Raw genomic sequence first — 16,888 nt, forward strand, 5'->3', positions numbered from 1 at the left:
GACTTGCATGTATTAGGCACGCCGCCAGCGTTCGTCCTGAGCCAGGATCAAACTCTCCATTATAGAGTAGTGTTGATTGCTCAATACTGCTGGCGTACCGCCGTCTAGATGACGCACGGTTCGCTTGTGATCTGCATACGCTGATCAGTAAAGTTGCGCGGGCCGTTTTGTGCGGCCGTTGCTGTTTGTTGACGTTTTGCTGTTCAGTTTTCAAGGTTCAGGTTTAAAGAATTGGAGCGGGTGGGGGGAATCGAACCCCCATCATCAGCTTGGAAGGCTGAGGTTTTACCACTAAACTACACCCGCATATATTTTATAGAAGAAAAGTAATGGCGCGCCCGAGAGGACTCGAACCTCTAACCGCTTGATTCGTAGTCAAGTACTCTATCCAATTGAGCTACGGGCGCATTAGAGATTATGGTGCGGCCGAGAAGAGTCGAACTTCCACGGGATTTCTCCCACTAGGCCCTCAACCTAGCGCGTCTGCCATTCCGCCACGACCGCATTGATTTAATTTTAGGGACAAATTCTATTATACTGCATTATCATTTTGATGTCAATGATAAACCAGATCTTCTAATTCATCGTCGTCGTTGCGCTCTAATATAATGATGGCTGGGGTACCTGGATTCGAACCAGGGCATGACGGGATCAAAACCCGTTGCCTTACCGCTTGGCTATACCCCAACAAAAAATGGCGGTCCCGACCGGGATCGAACCGGCGATCTCCTGCGTGACAGGCAGGCATGTTAACCGCTACACCACGGGACCATTTGGTTGCGGGGGCAGGATTTGAACCTGCGACCTTTGGGTTATGAGCCCAACGAGCTACCGAACTGCTCCACCCCGCGACAATAATATAGTTGTTGTTTCCCTATAACTGCAAAAGCTATAATTCTAACTCTAGCTACTGAACTAATTTGTTTCTCTTATACTTGTTTAGCTCTTGTGTTAGTGTAACACATAAGCTATTCAACTATAACTTTTCAGATTAGTTACTGTTTATAAGATGGTGACCCCTACGGGATTCGAACCCGTGTTACCGCCGTGAAAGGGCGGTGTCTTAACCGCTTGACCAAGGGGCCGTGAATGGCTCCGAAGGTAGGACTCGAACCTACGACCATCGCATTAACAGTGCGGTGCTCTACCACTGAGCTACTTCGGAATAATGTTTAAGTACTTGTCGACTTTTTCTATTATAAAGAGCTGCAAGACAATCGTCAATACCTTTTTCATTTATATTTATTATCCGCCGTTCTTTTCTGAAACTAAAGAACCTAATAGCAATTAGAAAAGAAGATGCCCGTAGGTGGACATCTTCTTTTCTCTGGAAAATATTATTGCGCGGCCAGTTTTCCTGAGCAGCGGCCGCACCTGTAACGCTCTGTGTTCATCCGGATCTTGCGTGTGTAATTTGTCTTGCATGCTACACATTGATAAACATACGACTTGGCTGAACGCTGTTTTGCTTTGTTTTCGAGCATGGAACAAAAACGCGGCGATCCTGTTTTCTTCAGCAGTTCTCTGAAGTCCTGGTCGCGGTGCTTGTAGCCTCTTCCTTCTATATGAAGATGGTAATGGCATAATTCATGTTTAATAATGCCTTCAAGTTCGGCATAGCCAAACTTTTCATATGAGCTAGGGTTGATTTCGATGTTGTGGGAGCGCAGCAAGTATCTGCCTCCCGTGGTCCGAAGCCGGGAATTGAAAACACCTTCATGCCTGAACTCTTTATGAAAGCTCGTCCATGAAATCTCCCTGATTAGTCCAGTCAATTCTTCGTTGGTCATGTTAACTCCCCTATACTCAATGTTAAAGGGTTTGCTCTTTCGGCTGCAGCATTGTCAAGGCAATGCGCCCTTTGTCTTTTTCGACTTTTTCCACCCAAGCAGTGACGATGTCTCCCACCGCTACCACTTCCAGCGGATGCTTTACAAAGCCTTTTTTTAATTTCGAGATGTGAACCAGTCCATCCTGCTTTACCCCTATATCCACAAAAGCACCAAAATCAACAACGTTGCGGACTGTCCCTTGAACTTCCATGCCGGGCAGCAAGTCTTCCATTTTCAAAATATCGTTCTTCAATAACGGCTGCGGGAATTCATCACGCGGATCGCGGAACGGTTTTTTCAGGGCATCTACGATATCTTTCAAGGTAATTTCCCCGACATTCCATTTTTCGCTCAGCTCTGTGAGTTCGAGCGCTTCCAGTTTTTCAGAGATCCCCGGTTTTCCTACAGACTTCTTGTCTTCACCAACCAAATTCAACAGTTTCTCTGCGATGTCGTAGCTCTCCGGATGGATGCCGGTTGCGTCCAGTGGATTCTTGCCTTCGGGAATCCGCAAGAACCCAATTGCCTGCTCATAGGTTTTCGCACCCAGGCGCGGAATTTTTTTCAGCTGGACGCGTGATGTGAAGCGGCCATTCTCATCACGGACTTTGATGACGTTTTCCGCTACAGTCTTGCTTAATCCTGCTACATATTGCAATAGCGAGGAGGACGCCGAATTGACGTTGACGCCGACTTGGTTTACAGCCGTCTCGACAACAAAGGTCAGCTGATCCGCCAACTTCTTTTGGGAGACGTCATGCTGATACTGTCCGACACCGACCGCTTTCGGATCGATTTTCACCAGTTCAGACAGCGGGTCCTGCAGACGGCGTGCAATCGATGCGGCACTGCGCTCTTCGACTTTCAGGTCCGGAAATTCAGCACGGGCGATATCCGATGCCGAATAGACACTGGCACCTGCTTCGTTGACGATGACATACGAAATGTCCGCTGCAGTTTCTGACAGAAAGTCAGCAACAAACTGCTCAGTCTCGCGTGATGCCGTACCGTTGCCGATCGCCATGATTTCAATCGGGTACTTCGCAGTCAACCGCTCCATAATTTTCTTCGAGCCGGCTTGATCTGATTTAGGAGGATGCGGATAAATGACTGCCACTTCCAACAGCTTGCCTGTCTCATCGATGACGGCTAGTTTGCAGCCTGTCCGATATGCCGGGTCGACACCTAATACCATTTTGTTTTTCATTGGCGGCTGGAGTAATAAATTCCGCAGGTTTTCAGAGAAGATGTGGATCGCCTGGGTTTCCCCTTTTTCGCTCAGCTCTGTACGGATTTCCCGCTCAACTGATGGTTGGATCAGCCGCTTGTAGCTGTCTTCAATAGCTGCGGCAACGGCTTCTCCTGTCGAACGTGTCTGCTTCATCCATTTGTTTTTCATCAATGAAACAATGCGATCGGCCGGCGGATTAATGGCAACTTTCAAAACATCTTCTTTTTCACCGCGGTTAATGGCCAAAATTCGGTGCGGCACAATCTTTTGAATAGCTTCTTCGTATTCATAATACATTTGAAAAACTTGTTTCTCATCTTCATGGTTTTTCTTGGCGATGGTCGCGATCGTTCCATCTTTTCGCGTCATGTAACGGATCTTCTCACGAATGTCCGGATCGTCAGCGAATAATTCCGCCAAGATATCCTGCGCTCCTTGAATTGCTTCTTCCGTTGACGCGACGCCCGATTCTTCATTGATAAATGCCTGCGCTTTGTCAGCCAATTCTTCGTTGTCCGGCTCCATCAGCCAATCTGCCAGCGGCTGCAGGCCTTTTTCTTTTGCAATGGTCGCTTTGGTCCGGCGCTTTTGCTTGTATGGCCGGTATAAATCTTCGACGCGCTGCAGGACGGTGGCATTATGAATTGCCTTTTCCAGTTCATCCGTCAGTTTTTCCTGTTCCGAGATGGAACGGATCACATCTATTTTCCGCTGCTCTAAATTCTGAATGTATGTATACCGGTCATCGATTGCTTTGATCTGGACTTCGTCTAAAGAGCCTGTAGCTTCTTTTCTGTAACGTGCGATAAAAGGCACGGTGTTGCCATCTTCAATCAATGCGATGACTTGCGCGACCTGGTTATTCCGCACGCCAGTTTCTTTTGCGATCAACGTATGAATCTGTTGCATTTCCATCTGGACACTTCCCTTCAGTTCCTTTTTATTTTAACACATTAGGAAAAAGCTACGCGCCCATCAAAATCGGCCAATAGAGTCTGGACAAAAAAAGAAGCCGTCTCATTTGAGAAGGCTTCCTGTTATAAATGTCGCATCGTCACCCGTTTGGATGGATGCCAGAATGTCGCGGTATAATTGCTCGGGAACTGCAGCCTTACGCATCATGGCTTTTGGATTTCTTAAATCCACTCCATCGGAATGGATGAGAAATAAGTCGTCCTCGACATATGTGTAAAGCTGAGTCCGCAATTTTTGCGGCCGTCCTGACAAATAACCCATCACCGGCAGCGGATAAATAATCTCGTCTGTTGCTTTCCGGTACAAATAAAAGCGAATATTGCCGACGCAGCTGTATTCAAGCGTTTTTTCTTTGAAATCCACTTTGAAGATGGCTACGGCAGCTCCGCGTTTCTGGAGCATTAATCCATTAAAGCGGTACATTAATTGATCGATGGTTTCATGGTGATATTCTCGTAAAATTTGAGGAATGACCTGAGACGATTCACGCGCTACAGGACCACTGCCTAATCCATCGGCTACGGAGCAAATGAAATAATCTTCCGTCAACACTGTATGGTAGCTGTCGCCGGATTCATAATTCCCTTTTTTTGCTTCGTTGAAAATAAAAGCATCTACAAAACTATGCTGAATTTTTTCCACTACGAAACCCCACCGGCTGCCAATATAGCTTCCTGGAGTTTTTTAATGGCTTTTCTTTGCAGACGGGAAACATGCATTTGAGAAATACCGAGTTTGTCTCCGGCTTCTTTTTGGCTCAGCTGCTCTATGTAGGTGAATTGGATGATCTGCTTTTCTCGTTCAGAAAGCACGCTCATCGCTTCAGCTACAAGCATCCGCTGGTCCGCTTTCTCATACCCGTCATCTTCCTGGCCTACTACATCAAATAACGTAACTGTGCTGCCGTCTGAATCTGCCTCCAAAGAGTGGTCCATTGAAAGTGCCTGATAGCTTTTGCCCATTTCCATTGCTTCCAGTACATCGTCTTCTTCAACATCCAGATATTCAGCAATTTCCCATACTTGCGGTGAACGCTGAAGTTCTGTTGTCAGCACTTCAACGGTCGCTTTAATGCGGGGGCCCAACTCTTTTATGCGCCGCGGAACATGGATCGCCCATGTTTTATCACGCAAAAAGCGTTTGATTTCGCCGATAATCGTAGGCACAGCAAAAGCCTCAAAGCTACGGCCATATGAAGGATCGTAGCGTCTGATAGCTCCTAAAAGTCCCAGCATGCCCACTTGCGCAATATCTTCGTGGTAAGATTTACCATTGGAATATTTTCGCGCAATGGATTCAACAAGACGCTTGTAATTCATAACTAAATTTGTTTGGGCTTCTTCATCTTCTGTTTTTTGATAAGCTTCAATCCATTCAAGCACCTGCTCTTTAGTAGGCTGATTAGGATGAGACTGTTTCGACATCCTTCTCCACCTGCTCTCCTTCAACATGCTTTGTCATGAAGATTGTTACTCCCTCTTGATGATGAACTTTTACTTCATCCATTAATGTTTCAATCAAATACAAGCCGAGACCTCCTTCGCGAAGAAAAGCACCTTCTTCTTGATCGTGATAAGGACCCACTTTTGCCTTGGTTTCTTCAAAGTTAAAGCTTTGGCCATGGTCTGCCACCATAATTTCAATCTTGTCTTCATAAAGCGCGCATCCAATGACGACTTCGCCTTCTTCGCCTTCTGCGTAAGCATGCTGGACCGCATTGGTCACTGCTTCACTCGAAGCGATTTTCAAATCCTCTATATCGTCAAACGAAAAACCGATACGGCTGGCTAAACCTGAAATGGTAAGTCTTGCAACGCCAACATATTGAGATTTGGCCGGAACTCTCATTTCCACATAATCGAAAGGACGCATATCAGTTACCACCCTTCCCGACTGATTCGATATCCATAATATCGCCTAAACCTGTAATATCGAAAAGCCGTTTTAATCGCGCAGAGAGTCCTTTTAACTTTACGTGGCCGCCATTGGCATTGACCGATTTATAAAAAGCTACAAAAACTCCCAATCCAGTACTGTCCATATAATTAACGTCGGAAAGATCCAACTCTGCTTTCAACCCTTGATGACTCTGGTAAGTTTCTAATTTTTCACGTAGGACCGGTGCAGTGTGCGCATCGATTTCCCCGCGTACAAATCCCTCTAGGACATTATTCGATTCAGTTAAATCCACTTGAATATTCATTGTGATTCGACACCCCGTTTTTTTAAAATTCTATCCCGTTCTAAAAAAGCTATTCTAAGCCTTAATACCACAATATACCTATAACTAAACCTCGTCCTATACTTTTTTATAAATCACCAATGTAAAGTCATCCTGGAATTGCGCACTTTGCATACGTTCAAGCTCGTCATACACATACTGAACAATCGTTTGGGCAGGCTCTTTTTTCTTCCGTTCAATCAATTCATAAATAACTTCGCGCTCAATAAAGCCTTCGTCATTCCGGCCTTCCGTCACACCATCCGTCATCATAATTACAAGATCGCCTTTTTCCAGGTCGACGGTATGCTCTTCGTAGACAGCAACGGGAGACACACCGAGCAGCAATCCTTTCGCAAAAAGCTCGCTGAATTCCTTATCCTTGGCACGATACAGGATAGCTGGTTCATGCCCTGCAGAACCATAAGTCAACCGCGCCTGCTTAGCATCGTAATTGCTGTAAAACATCGAAACGAACATCGAATCATCGACACTTTTTTCAACAATTCGGTTGATGACGCCTAAAACGTCTTTGGGAAGTGCATGTGAACTGTTCAGACTGTCCATGCCAAATTTGATCATGGACATGCAAAGGGCAGCCGGCAGGCCTTTGCCGATTACATCTGCCACCGCAACTCCGGCATAGCCGTCATGATCACTGACAAAGTATATGTAGTCTCCGTTCATTTTTCGCGCAGGAATAGAAAGAAGGCCGATATCCAGACCTTCCAGTATAGGCAATTTAGTTTTTAGCAGCGTTTCCTGAACATTTGCCGCAAGATCCATTTCCACTTTCAGTTCTTCCTGCTGTTTCAGAAGGCTTTGCCGTTCCTGGAGTGCTAACCCGTAATTGATCATCATTTCAATTAAAAAATCAAAAGAATGCCAAACAACATCCGGCAATTCACCATAGAGCTCTTGAATTGCCGCTTTGTGCATGCTGATGACTTCTTCGGGCGCAATGTTCTCCAAAATAAGCTGGCGGCTGAAATTTTGGCCGACATACAAATTCTGTTCTGTCTGCTTTTTAGTGTATTCCTTTAAAATCTCTTTGTATTGAAACTCTATTTCTTGAGACATTAGGCGTTCCCCCTAACGAAGCCACTTGGTAGCTCTTATATCTGTACCTTCGCCTAAAATTGTTTCGATTTTGAAATCGTCCATTAACCGTTTGACACCGGGAAGTCCCGCTCCTAGTCCGCCGGAAGTCGTAAAACCATCTTCCATTACTTTTCGGATATCCGGGATTCCTGGACCGCTGTCTGCAGCAATAATCAAAATCCCTTTCATACCATTTTCAGTCAATTGCTGAATTTCAATTCTGCCTTTACCGGCATATAAATAAATATTGCGAGCAAGCTCGCTGATGGCCGTCGTAATACGGGCCTGGTCAACTGTACCAAAGCCAAGCTCTTTCGCCACGTTGCGTCCGAGTTGTCTTGCAGCCACAATATCCCATTCTGTCAAAATTTCCACCGAGGACTGGTCGCTCATTTTTAAGCCTCCAATTCCAATTGAAGTTTATCCAAACCATTTTCTAAATCTAGCGCTGTCATAACATCTTCAAGTCGAATTCCTAACTCGATCAAAGTGATAGCAACTGCTGGCTGGATACCGGTAATGACTACTCTAGCCCCCATCAGGCTTGACATACTGATGACGTCTCCCAGAACTTTCGCGATAAATGAGTCGATGAAATCAATGGATGTCAAATCGATAACGACGCCCCGTGCACTTGTTTCATGCAGTTTAGTCAATAAATCCTCTTGAAATTGAAGAGCCGTCTGATCATCTAGTTCCCACTGAATCGAAACAATTAATGTATCTCTTAACTTTAAAATTGGAATTCTAAAATTCATTAGTCTTCAACCTCCACAATTTTTCGGTTTGTCCAAGCAAGCGCCTGTTCCACGCCCCGCTGCAATGTGCTTGTTGTTGTAAAGTCGTTCAAGTTGATGCCCAGCGTGACTATCGTCTGTGCAATTTCGGGACGTATTCCAACGAGCATGCATTTTGCTCCGACAAGGCGGACAGCATCTGCGGCCTGAATGATATGGTGCGCGACCATCGTATCCACTACAGGAACTCCGGTAATATCGAGCAATACGACTTCCGCACGGTGCTTGACGACACCCTCCAGCAAATTCTCCATAATCAATTTCGCTCGCTCCGTGTCGATTGTTCCGACTAACGGCATAACTGATACTTTCTCAAAGACAGGAATAAGCGAAGCTGAGAGTTCCTGCAACGCAATCTTTTGCAGGCTGACTGTGCGTTCCCAAGTTTTAGAATATGCCTGGATTGTGCTTTCGCGAATCGGCGCGATCCAATTGCTGAATTCTTTTACATAAGCGGCAATATTGCCTTCATGAATGATTTCTTCTCGAGTCATATTTTCGTAAATAATTTCAGCAAAATGAGTAATTGCTTTTGTCACGAATGTAATGGACCATCCGAGGCGAACCACCTTTTCTGCAAAATCGTTTAATCGGCTTTCATATGCTTGATGGCTTTCAAGTAAATTTGAAATCATCAGCTCCGCAAACTCATGGCTTGTTTGGGTCATTAATTCTTCAGACATCATCTGAAAAGAACGTTCGTTCTCTTCATCCTTCATTTTTTTCTGCCATTGCGAAATGATTTCGGTTAAATTGCCCTGTATATATTGAGCCATCTGTTTATTCATACTGGTTAAAAACCCTCCCTGTGACACTATGTATCTCAAATTTTATCTGCTACTCTTTATTGTATCGGAAATTCGTTTTTTTCACATCTTTTTTGTCGGTAAGCCCATTTCCTGGAATAAAAGGCACCTTGAGAAAAATCCTCAAGGTGCCTTTTACGGAGTATGTATGCTTAAAATTTTACGAGGCCGACACTGATTTCCAGTGCTTCGTCCACTTTTTCCATCAGCGTGTCGTCAAGTTGAGTGATTTTATCGGTTAGCCGCGACTTATCAATGGTCCGCAATTGTTCAAGCAGAATAACAGAATCACGTTCAAAACCATATTTTTTGGCGTTGATCTCTACATGAGTCGGCAATTTGGCTTTTTGAATCTGCGCTGTAATTGCAGCAATGATTACAGTGGGACTGAAACGATTCCCTATATCGTTTTGAATCACCAGAACCGGGCGGGTCCCACCTTGCTCAGACCCGACGACTGGCGATAGTTCTGCAAAAAAAACATCCCCGCGTTTTACAATCAAGTTGTCACCCTCCGCTTACGAGTCGCACTGTCGTGTGCTCCGCTTCGTACTCAGCGTGAGAACATTCACAAGCAATCGATAGATTGATCTGTGACATCTCCACGTAGCCCTTGATCATCGCTTCCCGAATATGATATGAGTCGTACAGATTCTTAGTTACCCGATGCGTGGAAACATAAATATAATCTCCACTTTCTTGAACACGTTCATCTGAATGAGTTGTCAACTCCGAAATAAATTGTTTTGGCAATTTTACAACCACTTCTTTTGTCTTTGACTTCTCGTACACAGCCGACACCTCCGAAAATCCCGTTCTTCTGTCTTTATCTTTCTTATCTTAACATTGTATCGGGTTCCTGAAAAGGTAAATCGGCAACTTCGGTGCTGTCCGAGTAAATCCGGGGCACCCGTTTTGTTAAAATACAAGGAATTTCATAAGGGATCGTTTCCAGTCTGCGCGCCCATTCATCAATGAAAATCCGCTGTCCGCCCTGGCTTCCAATCAGCTGCACTTTTTCTCCAACCGGTAATTTTTCAGACAAGCGAATCATGCACTGGTCCATGCAAATCCGGCCCACAATCGGCACGCGCCTTCCCTGCACCAAAACCTCCTGCCCTTGCAGCCCTCGGAGCATGCCATCTGCATAACCGATCGGCAAAGTCGCAATCCACTCATCCTGCTCAGCGCGGTATGTCGCCCCATAGCTCAGTCCTTCGCCGGCTTTCACTTTTTTCACATGAATGATTTCCGTTTCCAGGCTGAGAGCCGGCTGCAATTCAAAATCCATTTCCTGCCCCACATAAGGAGAAGGGGCAATGCCGTACAAGGAAATCCCAACGCGAACGGCATCACAGGCAATTTCCCTGTGCATAATGGCAGCGGCACTATTGGAGACATGAACCATCACAGAAGGATCGTCCACCTTTTCTATAACAGCTTTCATTGCGCTTACCTGCTCCAGGAACAGTGAAGAATCCTCTTCATCGGCCGTTGCAAAGTGCGTAAAAATTCCTTTAAAGGCAAAATCATGGTCACTGATAAACCCCAGCGCCTCATCCACTTCATCCACCTGAATGCCGATGCGCCGCATTCCAGTATCGACTTTCAAATGGATATTTAACCGGTTTAAATTTGGCGACACATGCATCGCCGCCATGGATAGCCAATCCAAAGAAACTGCAGTAACGATAATGTTGCGCTGCTGTGCGACTGAAATAAAGCTCGATGGAGTCGCCCCCATTACGAGCAACTCGGTTTCAATGCCTTCATCGCGCAGAAAAAGAGCTTCGTCCGGAGTTGCAACCGCCAGCATAGTGACACCACTTTCAATCGCAGTCTTGGCCACCGCCAACACTCCGTGGCCATATGCATCAGCTTTCACCACTGCGATTACTTGCGCTTTTCCGCTCTTTTGTTGAAAAGCCGATAAATTCTTTTTGATTGCACCTAAATCTATGACCGCTTTTGTCGGCCGATATTGTTCCGTCATCGTAACACCGCCCATTTAAATTGTTTGTATGAGAACTTGCGCTGCTGCAAATTCCTTTGAATGCGTAATGGACACCATGCCCGTTTCGACGTCCTGAAAATAAACACTTGGCTTGCCCTTGGCATCTTTTCTGATTTCGATATCCTGAAAAGAACAGGCACCGCCAATTCCCGTGCCTTTTGCTTTGGAAAAAGCTTCTTTTGCTGCAAAGCGGCCAGCTAAATACTCTACTTTACGCGCCGCTGTTAAACGGCTGTATTCATTTTGCTCATATTCGGTTAAAACACGCTCCCGAAATTTTGGTGATTTAGCATCCAGTCGCCGGATTCGTGACAATTCGACAACATCCAAACCGATTCCTGTAATCATAAATGTTTCTCCTTTCAATCGCAAACAGGTAACAGGTATAATTAAAGATATGAAATAGAGGTGACAAAATGTTTATTCGAACAGAAAGTTTTAAGCAATATCTGCGGATGTATCCGGTCGTTTCCACTATAATCGCTCTTAATCTCTTGGTTTATGTATTGGCATTGCTGCCATTATTGGGTGATTGGCTTTACTTTTATGGTGTCGGCTCCAATTTTTACATTGCAGAAGGCCAATGGTGGCGCTTTTTTACACCTATGTTTCTTCATGGCGGGTTGATGCATTTGCTGTTTAATATGTTTTCACTGTTCCTATTCGGACCTGAATTAGAGCGCTTAACCGGCAAAGTCCGGTTTATCACGATCTACTTGTTGGCAGGATTATTCGCTTCAGCGGCTACCTACTTTTTGCAGCCGCTCGATTACGCCCATGTCGGAGCCAGCGGTGCCATTTTTGGTGTTTTCGGTGCATTCGGTGCGTTGGTGTATTATGGAGGACGCGCTTTGCCGCAGCTCAAACAAATTATACTCCCAATTATCGTTATTAGTATAGTCATGACTTTCCTGACGCCAAATGTCAATGTTACAGCACACATTGCCGGAATGATTACCGGATTTTTAATCGGCCTCAGCTATTTTCATCCAAAGCGGATTGTCAGCTGGCGCGCTAAAAAATAAAGACAGCCGGAATTAAAACTTCCGGCTGTCTTTTTTTCGAGGAAATATAATTGTTCAGCTGTCTGTTTCTTTTGTGCCGGATGGTTCATACCAGGCCAAAATTCGGCTGGCATCTTCTTTTTCCATATGCGGAGTGGCCGCAACAGCACCCATCATGCCGGATTTGATCGTTGAACTGATAGAAGCGATGTCCTTGCGCCGCTGGAAATAACTTTGTGTCACTTGGATTACCTGCACTCGTTTTTTCAGCATGAAGAAACGGTGCTTGCTGAACCCTCGGAATTGCATCGTTAATTGTTTTTCACCGAGCGCATAACCGGCTGTCCGGTGCTGCCAAATCCCGACAGCAATAACAATTGGCACTAGAATCAGCGCCAGCAGACCATAAGGATAGAAAAAATACCCCACAGCGGCAAACAACGGCAACAGCCAAAGCAAGTCTAGCCGGTAGAAAAAATGAACGCTGCGTTTCGGTGCCTTGATCAATTCCGGCGTCCATTCCAGCTCAGGGAACAAGTCTGCCAGTATCGGCAACATCCGCTCTGTCTTTACCAAAGGAAACAAACGAATTTTTTCATCTTTGTCCCCAATGGAACCGCCCGCACTTTCAACCAGAACCGTGGCATACCCGAACATTTCACGCAACGGGTTTTGGCTCACTTTGATTCCTTGTACGCGCTTCAATGGTACCGATACTTTCTTCTTCTCCAATAACCCTCTGGTAATATAGATGTGGTCCTCGTCGCGCTGAATGGTGAATTGGTAATTCGCTATAATGGTCATAATGACTGAAATGATCCACGCAATCAACAGCACCAAAAAGATTGTCAAAGCCACGATCAATACACCAAAACGAAGAAACAGCATGACTTCCTCGTAAATTGCATCATACGGAATCAATTCCGAAAACTGCGACAGAAAAAGCGCAACTGCTGAAATTACTACGCCAATCCCTCCGGAAGTCGTAGCAAGAATCAATAATTCCTTCATAGACATGGTGTAAAGCACTGTTGCTTCTTTTTTGGCTGGCGCTTCTACATATTCCACTGGCCCCATAACTGGAAGGGCTTCTTTCGGAAGCTGGTATTTGGCCTTTTCCATTTCGCTTTCGATGCGGTCTGCATCTTCTCGTGATATCGCTGTCAGTTCAGCCTCTGCCTGCCCAACTTTCCCGGAACCTCCTGTTTCCACTTTCACCTTCACCAAACCGAGCGGCCGGTGGAAAATGCCTTCCGTGTAATTCAGGCTTTGAATCCGGTCAAAAGGGATATATCTCTTTTTCTTTACAAAAAGCCCATATTCAATGCGCAATTCTCCATCCTCAAACCAGTAAACAAAGCGTTTCCATTTAATGATTCCAGCTACCAGCATGAATATCAGCACAACACTGCCTATCATAAGCGGAATCAAACCCTGCCATCCTTGATTGAACATTGCACTAATGCCGCCATCTCTAAATATATTGACGCCAAAAATGATGATAAAAGGCACAATCAGCTCTTTCAAGCCTTTAATAAAATTTAAAAACGCTGAAATAGGATGCAGCTTATAACGTTCTTCATACATCGTCTTCCGCCACCCTTGCCAATACCGAAATTCTAGCTCTCAGTTCATCCGCTTCTGCCGTGACCAACGCAGGAATTGTGTGAGTCGTGGCAGCGGTTGAAATGGAGATTTCGGCTAGGTCATACTTCCGCAAAATCGGTCCCTGTTCAGTATCCACATGCTGCACCCGCACCATCGGCACCAGCGTGCGGGTAACGACGAACAATCCATGCTGCAATTCAATCTCCTGTTCCCGTACTTCGTAGCGCCAGCGCTGCCAACGGATTTTTGGAAACAAGTAAATCAACAGAAAGCCGAACAGCAAAATGACCGCTCCGTATACAGCATACAGCCATTGCGGCCAGTCAAAGAAATACGTCAATACCCCCGCTCCAATTGCAATCAGCGCGATAACCGCAGTTTCCATACTGCCATATACACGCCAAACGGTTAACCCTTTTCGGGAAATTTGATTTTTTGGTTGATTGTCCATTTGCTTCTCTCCAATCGCTCGCCTACCCATTATACGGTTTATTGATCATAACGTTTCATTCAATTGTAACCGATATCCGGACAGCAAAAAAGGACGTACACAAAACAGTTTCCTGTTTTGTGTACGTCCTTGAATTAATCGGTATTAAGATTCGCTGCGGCGAGTCGTACGTCCTGGACGTCCGCCACCGCTTCCGCCTTCACGGCGTCGGCTTGCGCCTGAGCTCGCTCCACGGCTTGATGAAGATGGACGAGATGAGCTTGAAGAGCGAGTGCCTTTATAGCCGCCGCCTCCGCCACTGCGTCCGCTTCCGCCTTTACCTTTATATCCGCCGCCTCCGCGTGATGGCAAAGGACGTTCTTCGGAGATAGAGACTGGAACATCTTCCGGTTCTTTAGTCATTGTTTTAAGTGCAGCAGCAACTAAGTCAACAGCTTCAAAGTTTTCAAGCATTTTAGTCGCGAATTCGCGGTAATCGCCCAAATTGTTTTTCTCTGTCATTTCTTGCAATTGTTCCATAGCAACGCGTTTTTGGCCAAGTACAGCCTCGTCAGCAGTTGGAGGAACTAGAGCTTCCATTTTTTTCTTAGTTGTGCGCTCAACGATGCCCAAGTAGCCCATTTCACGTGGTGTTACAAACGTGACTGCGACTCCTTTTTTACCTGCACGGCCAGTACGGCCGATACGGTGAACATAGCTTTCAGGATCTTGAGGAATATCAAAGTTGTATACGTGTGATACGCCTGAGATGTCAAGTCCACGAGCTGCTACATCTGTTGCAACCAAAATATCGATTTTGCCTGCTTTGAATTGCTTCAAGACGGACATACGCTTAGCTTGGCTTAAATCGCCATGAATTCCTTCAGCCAAGTAGCCGCGGATATTCAAAGCTTTTGCTAATTCGTCAACCCGGCGCTTTGTGCGTCCAAAAATGATCGCAAGTTCAGGCTGTTGAACATTCAAGAGACGTGAAAGAACGTCGAATTTTTCGCGTTCTACTGCTTTAACATAGAATTGTTCGATGTTTTCAACAGTCATTTCTTTTGATTTGATTTTAACGATTTCAGGAGTTTTCATGAATTTCTCTGCAATGCGGCGGATAGCATCCGGCATAGTTGCCGAGAATAACAATGTCTGGCGAGTGTCAGGAACACTTGACATAATTGTTTGAATGTCTTCGATAAAGCCCATGTTCAACATTTCGTCTGCTTCATCAAGGATCAATGTGTTTACATTGTCCAATTTAAGAGTACGGCGGTTGATATGGTCTAATAGACGTCCTGGAGTACCAACGATAATTTGCGGACGGTTTTTAAGTGCACGGATTTGTCGGCTAATTTCTTGGCCGCCGTATACTGAAAGAATACGCACGTTTTTATCTTGGCCCAATCTGTAAAGTTCTTCAGAAACCTGGATAGCCAATTCGCGTGTTGGTGCGATGATCAATCCCTGAACATTACCGTCTTTAGTGTCGATTTTTTCGATCAAAGGAATCCCGAAAGCGGTTGTTTTACCAGTACCGGTTTGTGCTTGTCCAATGATGTCCTTGCCTTCCATTCCAAGACGGATTGTTCCCTCTTGAATTGGTGTTGCTTCTTCAAACCCCATGCGTTTAACGGACTTTAAAGTTGTTTCGCTAATATTTAACTCTGAAAATTTTACCAAATTTTTTCAATCTCCTTTTGTCTTCATCTGATTTACAAATGGTGTACATTTTAGATGAATAGTGACAAGGGCGAGCCTTTATGAGGAAGTTTCACGTCGAAAATCATACTCTGTAGTTTTAAGTCAGAGGGGATGTGTGAACAGGAAAAGCTCGGGCTTTGCCGAGCGGTCTGATCGTCGGGTGTTTGAAGCCCTATCTATAGAACAAACCGTTTTGCTCAAAAAAATACTCTTCACAGGGAAGAGTGTTTCAAAAATGTATCCATTGCTTTCAAAAGAATAACACGTTTTTTTATCATTTGCAATCAATCTGCAAAGGTTCTAATAATCAGTTTACTCTGCACCTTTATTCATAAAAGCAAAAGCTTCCCTAAACCAATCTTCGCAGTCATCGCTGTAGCAAATTAAATGTTTGCCGGTTTCTGAGTGGATCCTGTGCTTTTCATCGGAACCGATGTGGTTATAAATGAAGTCTGCAGCTGAAGCCGGGACCACGCTGTCTTTGCCGCCTTGGACAATGCAAACTGGAACTTTGATCTTGTCATAATACGGCTCCACCATCTTGACTACCCGCAAAAACTCGACAGCTGAACTGATCGGCGTATTCGTCAGCTTGTATTCGTAAAGATGGAAAGATGCGTTTTCAGCTATTTTTCCAGACAGTACATCCCGCATGGCTTCCTGCACTTCCACGAAAATCTGGGCTGGGCTGATGTATTTAGCCGCAGCACTTAACAGAACCAGCCTGTCGATTTTGTAGCGCATCGCCAAATACATGGCAATCAAGCCGCCCATTGAAAAGCCGACAATGATGATGCGATCTGCTGATTTCTTCAGCCTTTTCAATGCCAATTCCGCTTCCATCATCCAGCTTTCGGCTGAAATGCTCTTTAAAGCCAGTTTTTCACCATGTCCCGGTAGAGTTGGTATTTCCACAACCCAATCGGTTTGCTCTGTTAGAAAATCAGCAAACGGTTCAACTTCAAACGGGCCTCCTGTGAAACCATGGATGCAAAGAACGCCAGTCTTCAAATTGTTTCCCTCTTTTCACTGCTAAGCAGCATCGCTTTATGCCAGTTGCCCAACCAGTCGCTTGCGCTTTTCTTTATTGTCCAGACTCCAGCAGCCAGCCCCTCGAGTCGCTTCACCCTTACCGACAATGGCAAAGAACGCCATTTCCGGT

At 45.3% G+C, this 16,888-nt stretch carries 19 protein-coding genes, 8 tRNA genes and 1 rRNA gene; 1 reads left to right on the plus strand and 27 read right to left on the minus strand.

Features of this window, described 5'->3' with window-relative positions; translation table 11 throughout:
- The 23 genes from QOZ98_RS11675 to acpS all read right to left on the minus strand — a co-directional run.
- Nucleotides 1–63, minus strand: a 16S ribosomal RNA gene (locus tag QOZ98_RS11675); the annotation flags it as partial.
- A gap of 169 nt (nt 64–232) precedes the next feature.
- Nucleotides 233–306, minus strand: a tRNA-Gly gene (locus QOZ98_RS11680).
- A gap of 24 nt (nt 307–330) precedes the next feature.
- Nucleotides 331–407: transfer RNA gene (locus QOZ98_RS11685), tRNA-Arg, on the minus strand.
- An 11-nt stretch (nt 408–418) separates the two neighbouring features.
- A tRNA-Leu gene (locus QOZ98_RS11690) sits at nt 419–504 on the minus strand.
- Nucleotides 505–612: 108 nt separating this feature from the next.
- Nucleotides 613–687: transfer RNA gene (locus QOZ98_RS11695), tRNA-Gln, on the minus strand.
- An 8-nt stretch (nt 688–695) separates the two neighbouring features.
- A tRNA-Asp gene (locus QOZ98_RS11700) sits at nt 696–771 on the minus strand.
- 3 nt (nt 772–774) lie between these two features.
- Nucleotides 775–851, minus strand: a tRNA-Met gene (locus QOZ98_RS11705).
- A gap of 159 nt (nt 852–1,010) precedes the next feature.
- Nucleotides 1,011–1,085 (minus strand) — tRNA-Glu (locus QOZ98_RS11710).
- Nucleotides 1,086–1,090: 5 nt separating this feature from the next.
- Nucleotides 1,091–1,165: transfer RNA gene (locus tag QOZ98_RS11715), tRNA-Asn, on the minus strand.
- 172 nt (nt 1,166–1,337) lie between these two features.
- The gene (locus QOZ98_RS11720; RefSeq protein WP_308787630.1) at nt 1,338–1,790 is read right to left on the minus strand and encodes a SprT family protein; all 453 of its coding nucleotides are present in this window, start codon (nt 1,788–1,790) and stop codon (nt 1,338–1,340) included.
- 22 nt (nt 1,791–1,812) lie between these two features.
- The gene (locus QOZ98_RS11725; RefSeq protein WP_308787631.1) at nt 1,813–3,978 is read right to left on the minus strand and encodes a Tex family protein; all 2,166 of its coding nucleotides are present in this window, start codon (nt 3,976–3,978) and stop codon (nt 1,813–1,815) included.
- Between the two features lie 102 nt (nt 3,979–4,080).
- Nucleotides 4,081–4,680, minus strand: a complete 600-nt coding sequence (locus QOZ98_RS11730) for a PP2C family serine/threonine-protein phosphatase (RefSeq protein ID WP_308787632.1) — start codon at nt 4,678–4,680, stop codon at nt 4,081–4,083.
- Nucleotides 4,680–5,462: an RNA polymerase sigma factor SigB gene (sigB, locus tag QOZ98_RS11735; RefSeq protein ID WP_142827247.1), complete on the minus strand. Its 783-nt coding sequence runs from the start codon at nt 5,460–5,462 to the stop codon at nt 4,680–4,682. The genes QOZ98_RS11730 and sigB overlap by 1 nt, the downstream gene beginning before the upstream one ends.
- A complete protein-coding gene (gene rsbW / locus QOZ98_RS11740) occupies nt 5,440–5,910 on the minus strand; it encodes an anti-sigma B factor RsbW (protein ID WP_006830181.1) in 471 nt (156 codons plus the stop codon). The genes sigB and rsbW overlap by 23 nt, the downstream gene beginning before the upstream one ends.
- 1 nt (nt 5,911) lies before the next feature.
- Nucleotides 5,912–6,241 (minus strand): anti-sigma factor antagonist, encoded by a 330-nt coding sequence (locus QOZ98_RS11745; RefSeq protein WP_308787633.1) that lies wholly within the window; start codon nt 6,239–6,241, stop codon nt 5,912–5,914.
- Nucleotides 6,242–6,337: 96 nt separating this feature from the next.
- Nucleotides 6,338–7,339 (minus strand): PP2C family protein-serine/threonine phosphatase, encoded by a 1,002-nt coding sequence (locus QOZ98_RS11750; protein WP_308787634.1) that lies wholly within the window; start codon nt 7,337–7,339, stop codon nt 6,338–6,340.
- Nucleotides 7,340–7,351: 12 nt separating this feature from the next.
- Nucleotides 7,352–7,753 carry an anti-sigma regulatory factor gene (locus QOZ98_RS11755; protein ID WP_142827250.1) on the minus strand — a complete coding sequence of 134 codons (402 nt, stop codon included), beginning with the start codon at nt 7,751–7,753 and terminating at the stop codon, nt 7,352–7,354.
- 2 nt (nt 7,754–7,755) lie between these two features.
- Nucleotides 7,756–8,118 carry an STAS domain-containing protein gene (locus QOZ98_RS11760; protein WP_008432419.1) on the minus strand — a complete coding sequence of 121 codons (363 nt, stop codon included), beginning with the start codon at nt 8,116–8,118 and terminating at the stop codon, nt 7,756–7,758.
- Entirely contained in the window at nt 8,118–8,945 is an 828-nt protein-coding gene (locus tag QOZ98_RS11765; protein WP_308787635.1) for an RsbT co-antagonist protein RsbRA, read from the minus strand. The genes QOZ98_RS11760 and QOZ98_RS11765 overlap by 1 nt, the downstream gene beginning before the upstream one ends.
- 170 nt (nt 8,946–9,115) lie before the next feature.
- Nucleotides 9,116–9,466: a type II toxin-antitoxin system PemK/MazF family toxin gene (locus QOZ98_RS11770; protein ID WP_008432415.1), complete on the minus strand. Its 351-nt coding sequence runs from the start codon at nt 9,464–9,466 to the stop codon at nt 9,116–9,118.
- A 4-nt stretch (nt 9,467–9,470) separates the two neighbouring features.
- The gene (locus tag QOZ98_RS11775; protein ID WP_142827252.1) at nt 9,471–9,755 is read right to left on the minus strand and encodes a transcriptional regulator; all 285 of its coding nucleotides are present in this window, start codon (nt 9,753–9,755) and stop codon (nt 9,471–9,473) included.
- Between the two features lie 43 nt (nt 9,756–9,798).
- Complete coding sequence (gene alr, locus QOZ98_RS11780) at nt 9,799–10,956, minus strand: alanine racemase (protein WP_308787636.1); 1,158 nt, start codon at nt 10,954–10,956, stop codon at nt 9,799–9,801.
- A 15-nt stretch (nt 10,957–10,971) separates the two neighbouring features.
- Nucleotides 10,972–11,325 (minus strand): holo-ACP synthase, encoded by a 354-nt coding sequence (acpS, locus tag QOZ98_RS11785; RefSeq protein WP_308787637.1) that lies wholly within the window; start codon nt 11,323–11,325, stop codon nt 10,972–10,974.
- Nucleotides 11,326–11,393: 68 nt separating this feature from the next.
- Here acpS and QOZ98_RS11790 point away from each other — a divergent pair, with 68 nt between their 5' ends.
- Entirely contained in the window at nt 11,394–12,002 is a 609-nt protein-coding gene (locus QOZ98_RS11790) for a rhomboid family intramembrane serine protease (protein WP_308787638.1), read from the plus strand.
- Between the two features lie 54 nt (nt 12,003–12,056).
- Here the strand turns inward: QOZ98_RS11790 and QOZ98_RS11795 are convergent, their stop codons facing one another.
- The 4 genes from QOZ98_RS11795 to QOZ98_RS11810 form a co-directional block, all read right to left on the minus strand.
- The gene (locus QOZ98_RS11795) at nt 12,057–13,568 is read right to left on the minus strand and encodes a PH domain-containing protein (protein WP_308787639.1); all 1,512 of its coding nucleotides are present in this window, start codon (nt 13,566–13,568) and stop codon (nt 12,057–12,059) included.
- Entirely contained in the window at nt 13,561–14,040 is a 480-nt protein-coding gene (locus tag QOZ98_RS11800) for a PH domain-containing protein (RefSeq protein ID WP_142827257.1), read from the minus strand. Before QOZ98_RS11800 ends, QOZ98_RS11795 begins: the two co-directional genes overlap by 8 nt.
- A gap of 144 nt (nt 14,041–14,184) precedes the next feature.
- The gene (locus tag QOZ98_RS11805) at nt 14,185–15,705 is read right to left on the minus strand and encodes a DEAD/DEAH box helicase (RefSeq protein WP_308787640.1); all 1,521 of its coding nucleotides are present in this window, start codon (nt 15,703–15,705) and stop codon (nt 14,185–14,187) included.
- Between the two features lie 333 nt (nt 15,706–16,038).
- Nucleotides 16,039–16,737, minus strand: a complete 699-nt coding sequence (locus tag QOZ98_RS11810) for an alpha/beta hydrolase (protein WP_308787641.1) — start codon at nt 16,735–16,737, stop codon at nt 16,039–16,041.
- Nucleotides 16,738–16,888: the final 151 nt, after the last annotated feature.

The organism is Planomicrobium stackebrandtii, assembly GCF_030814955.1.
GTDB classification, from domain to species: domain Bacteria; phylum Bacillota; class Bacilli; order Bacillales_A; family Planococcaceae; genus Planococcus; species Planococcus stackebrandtii.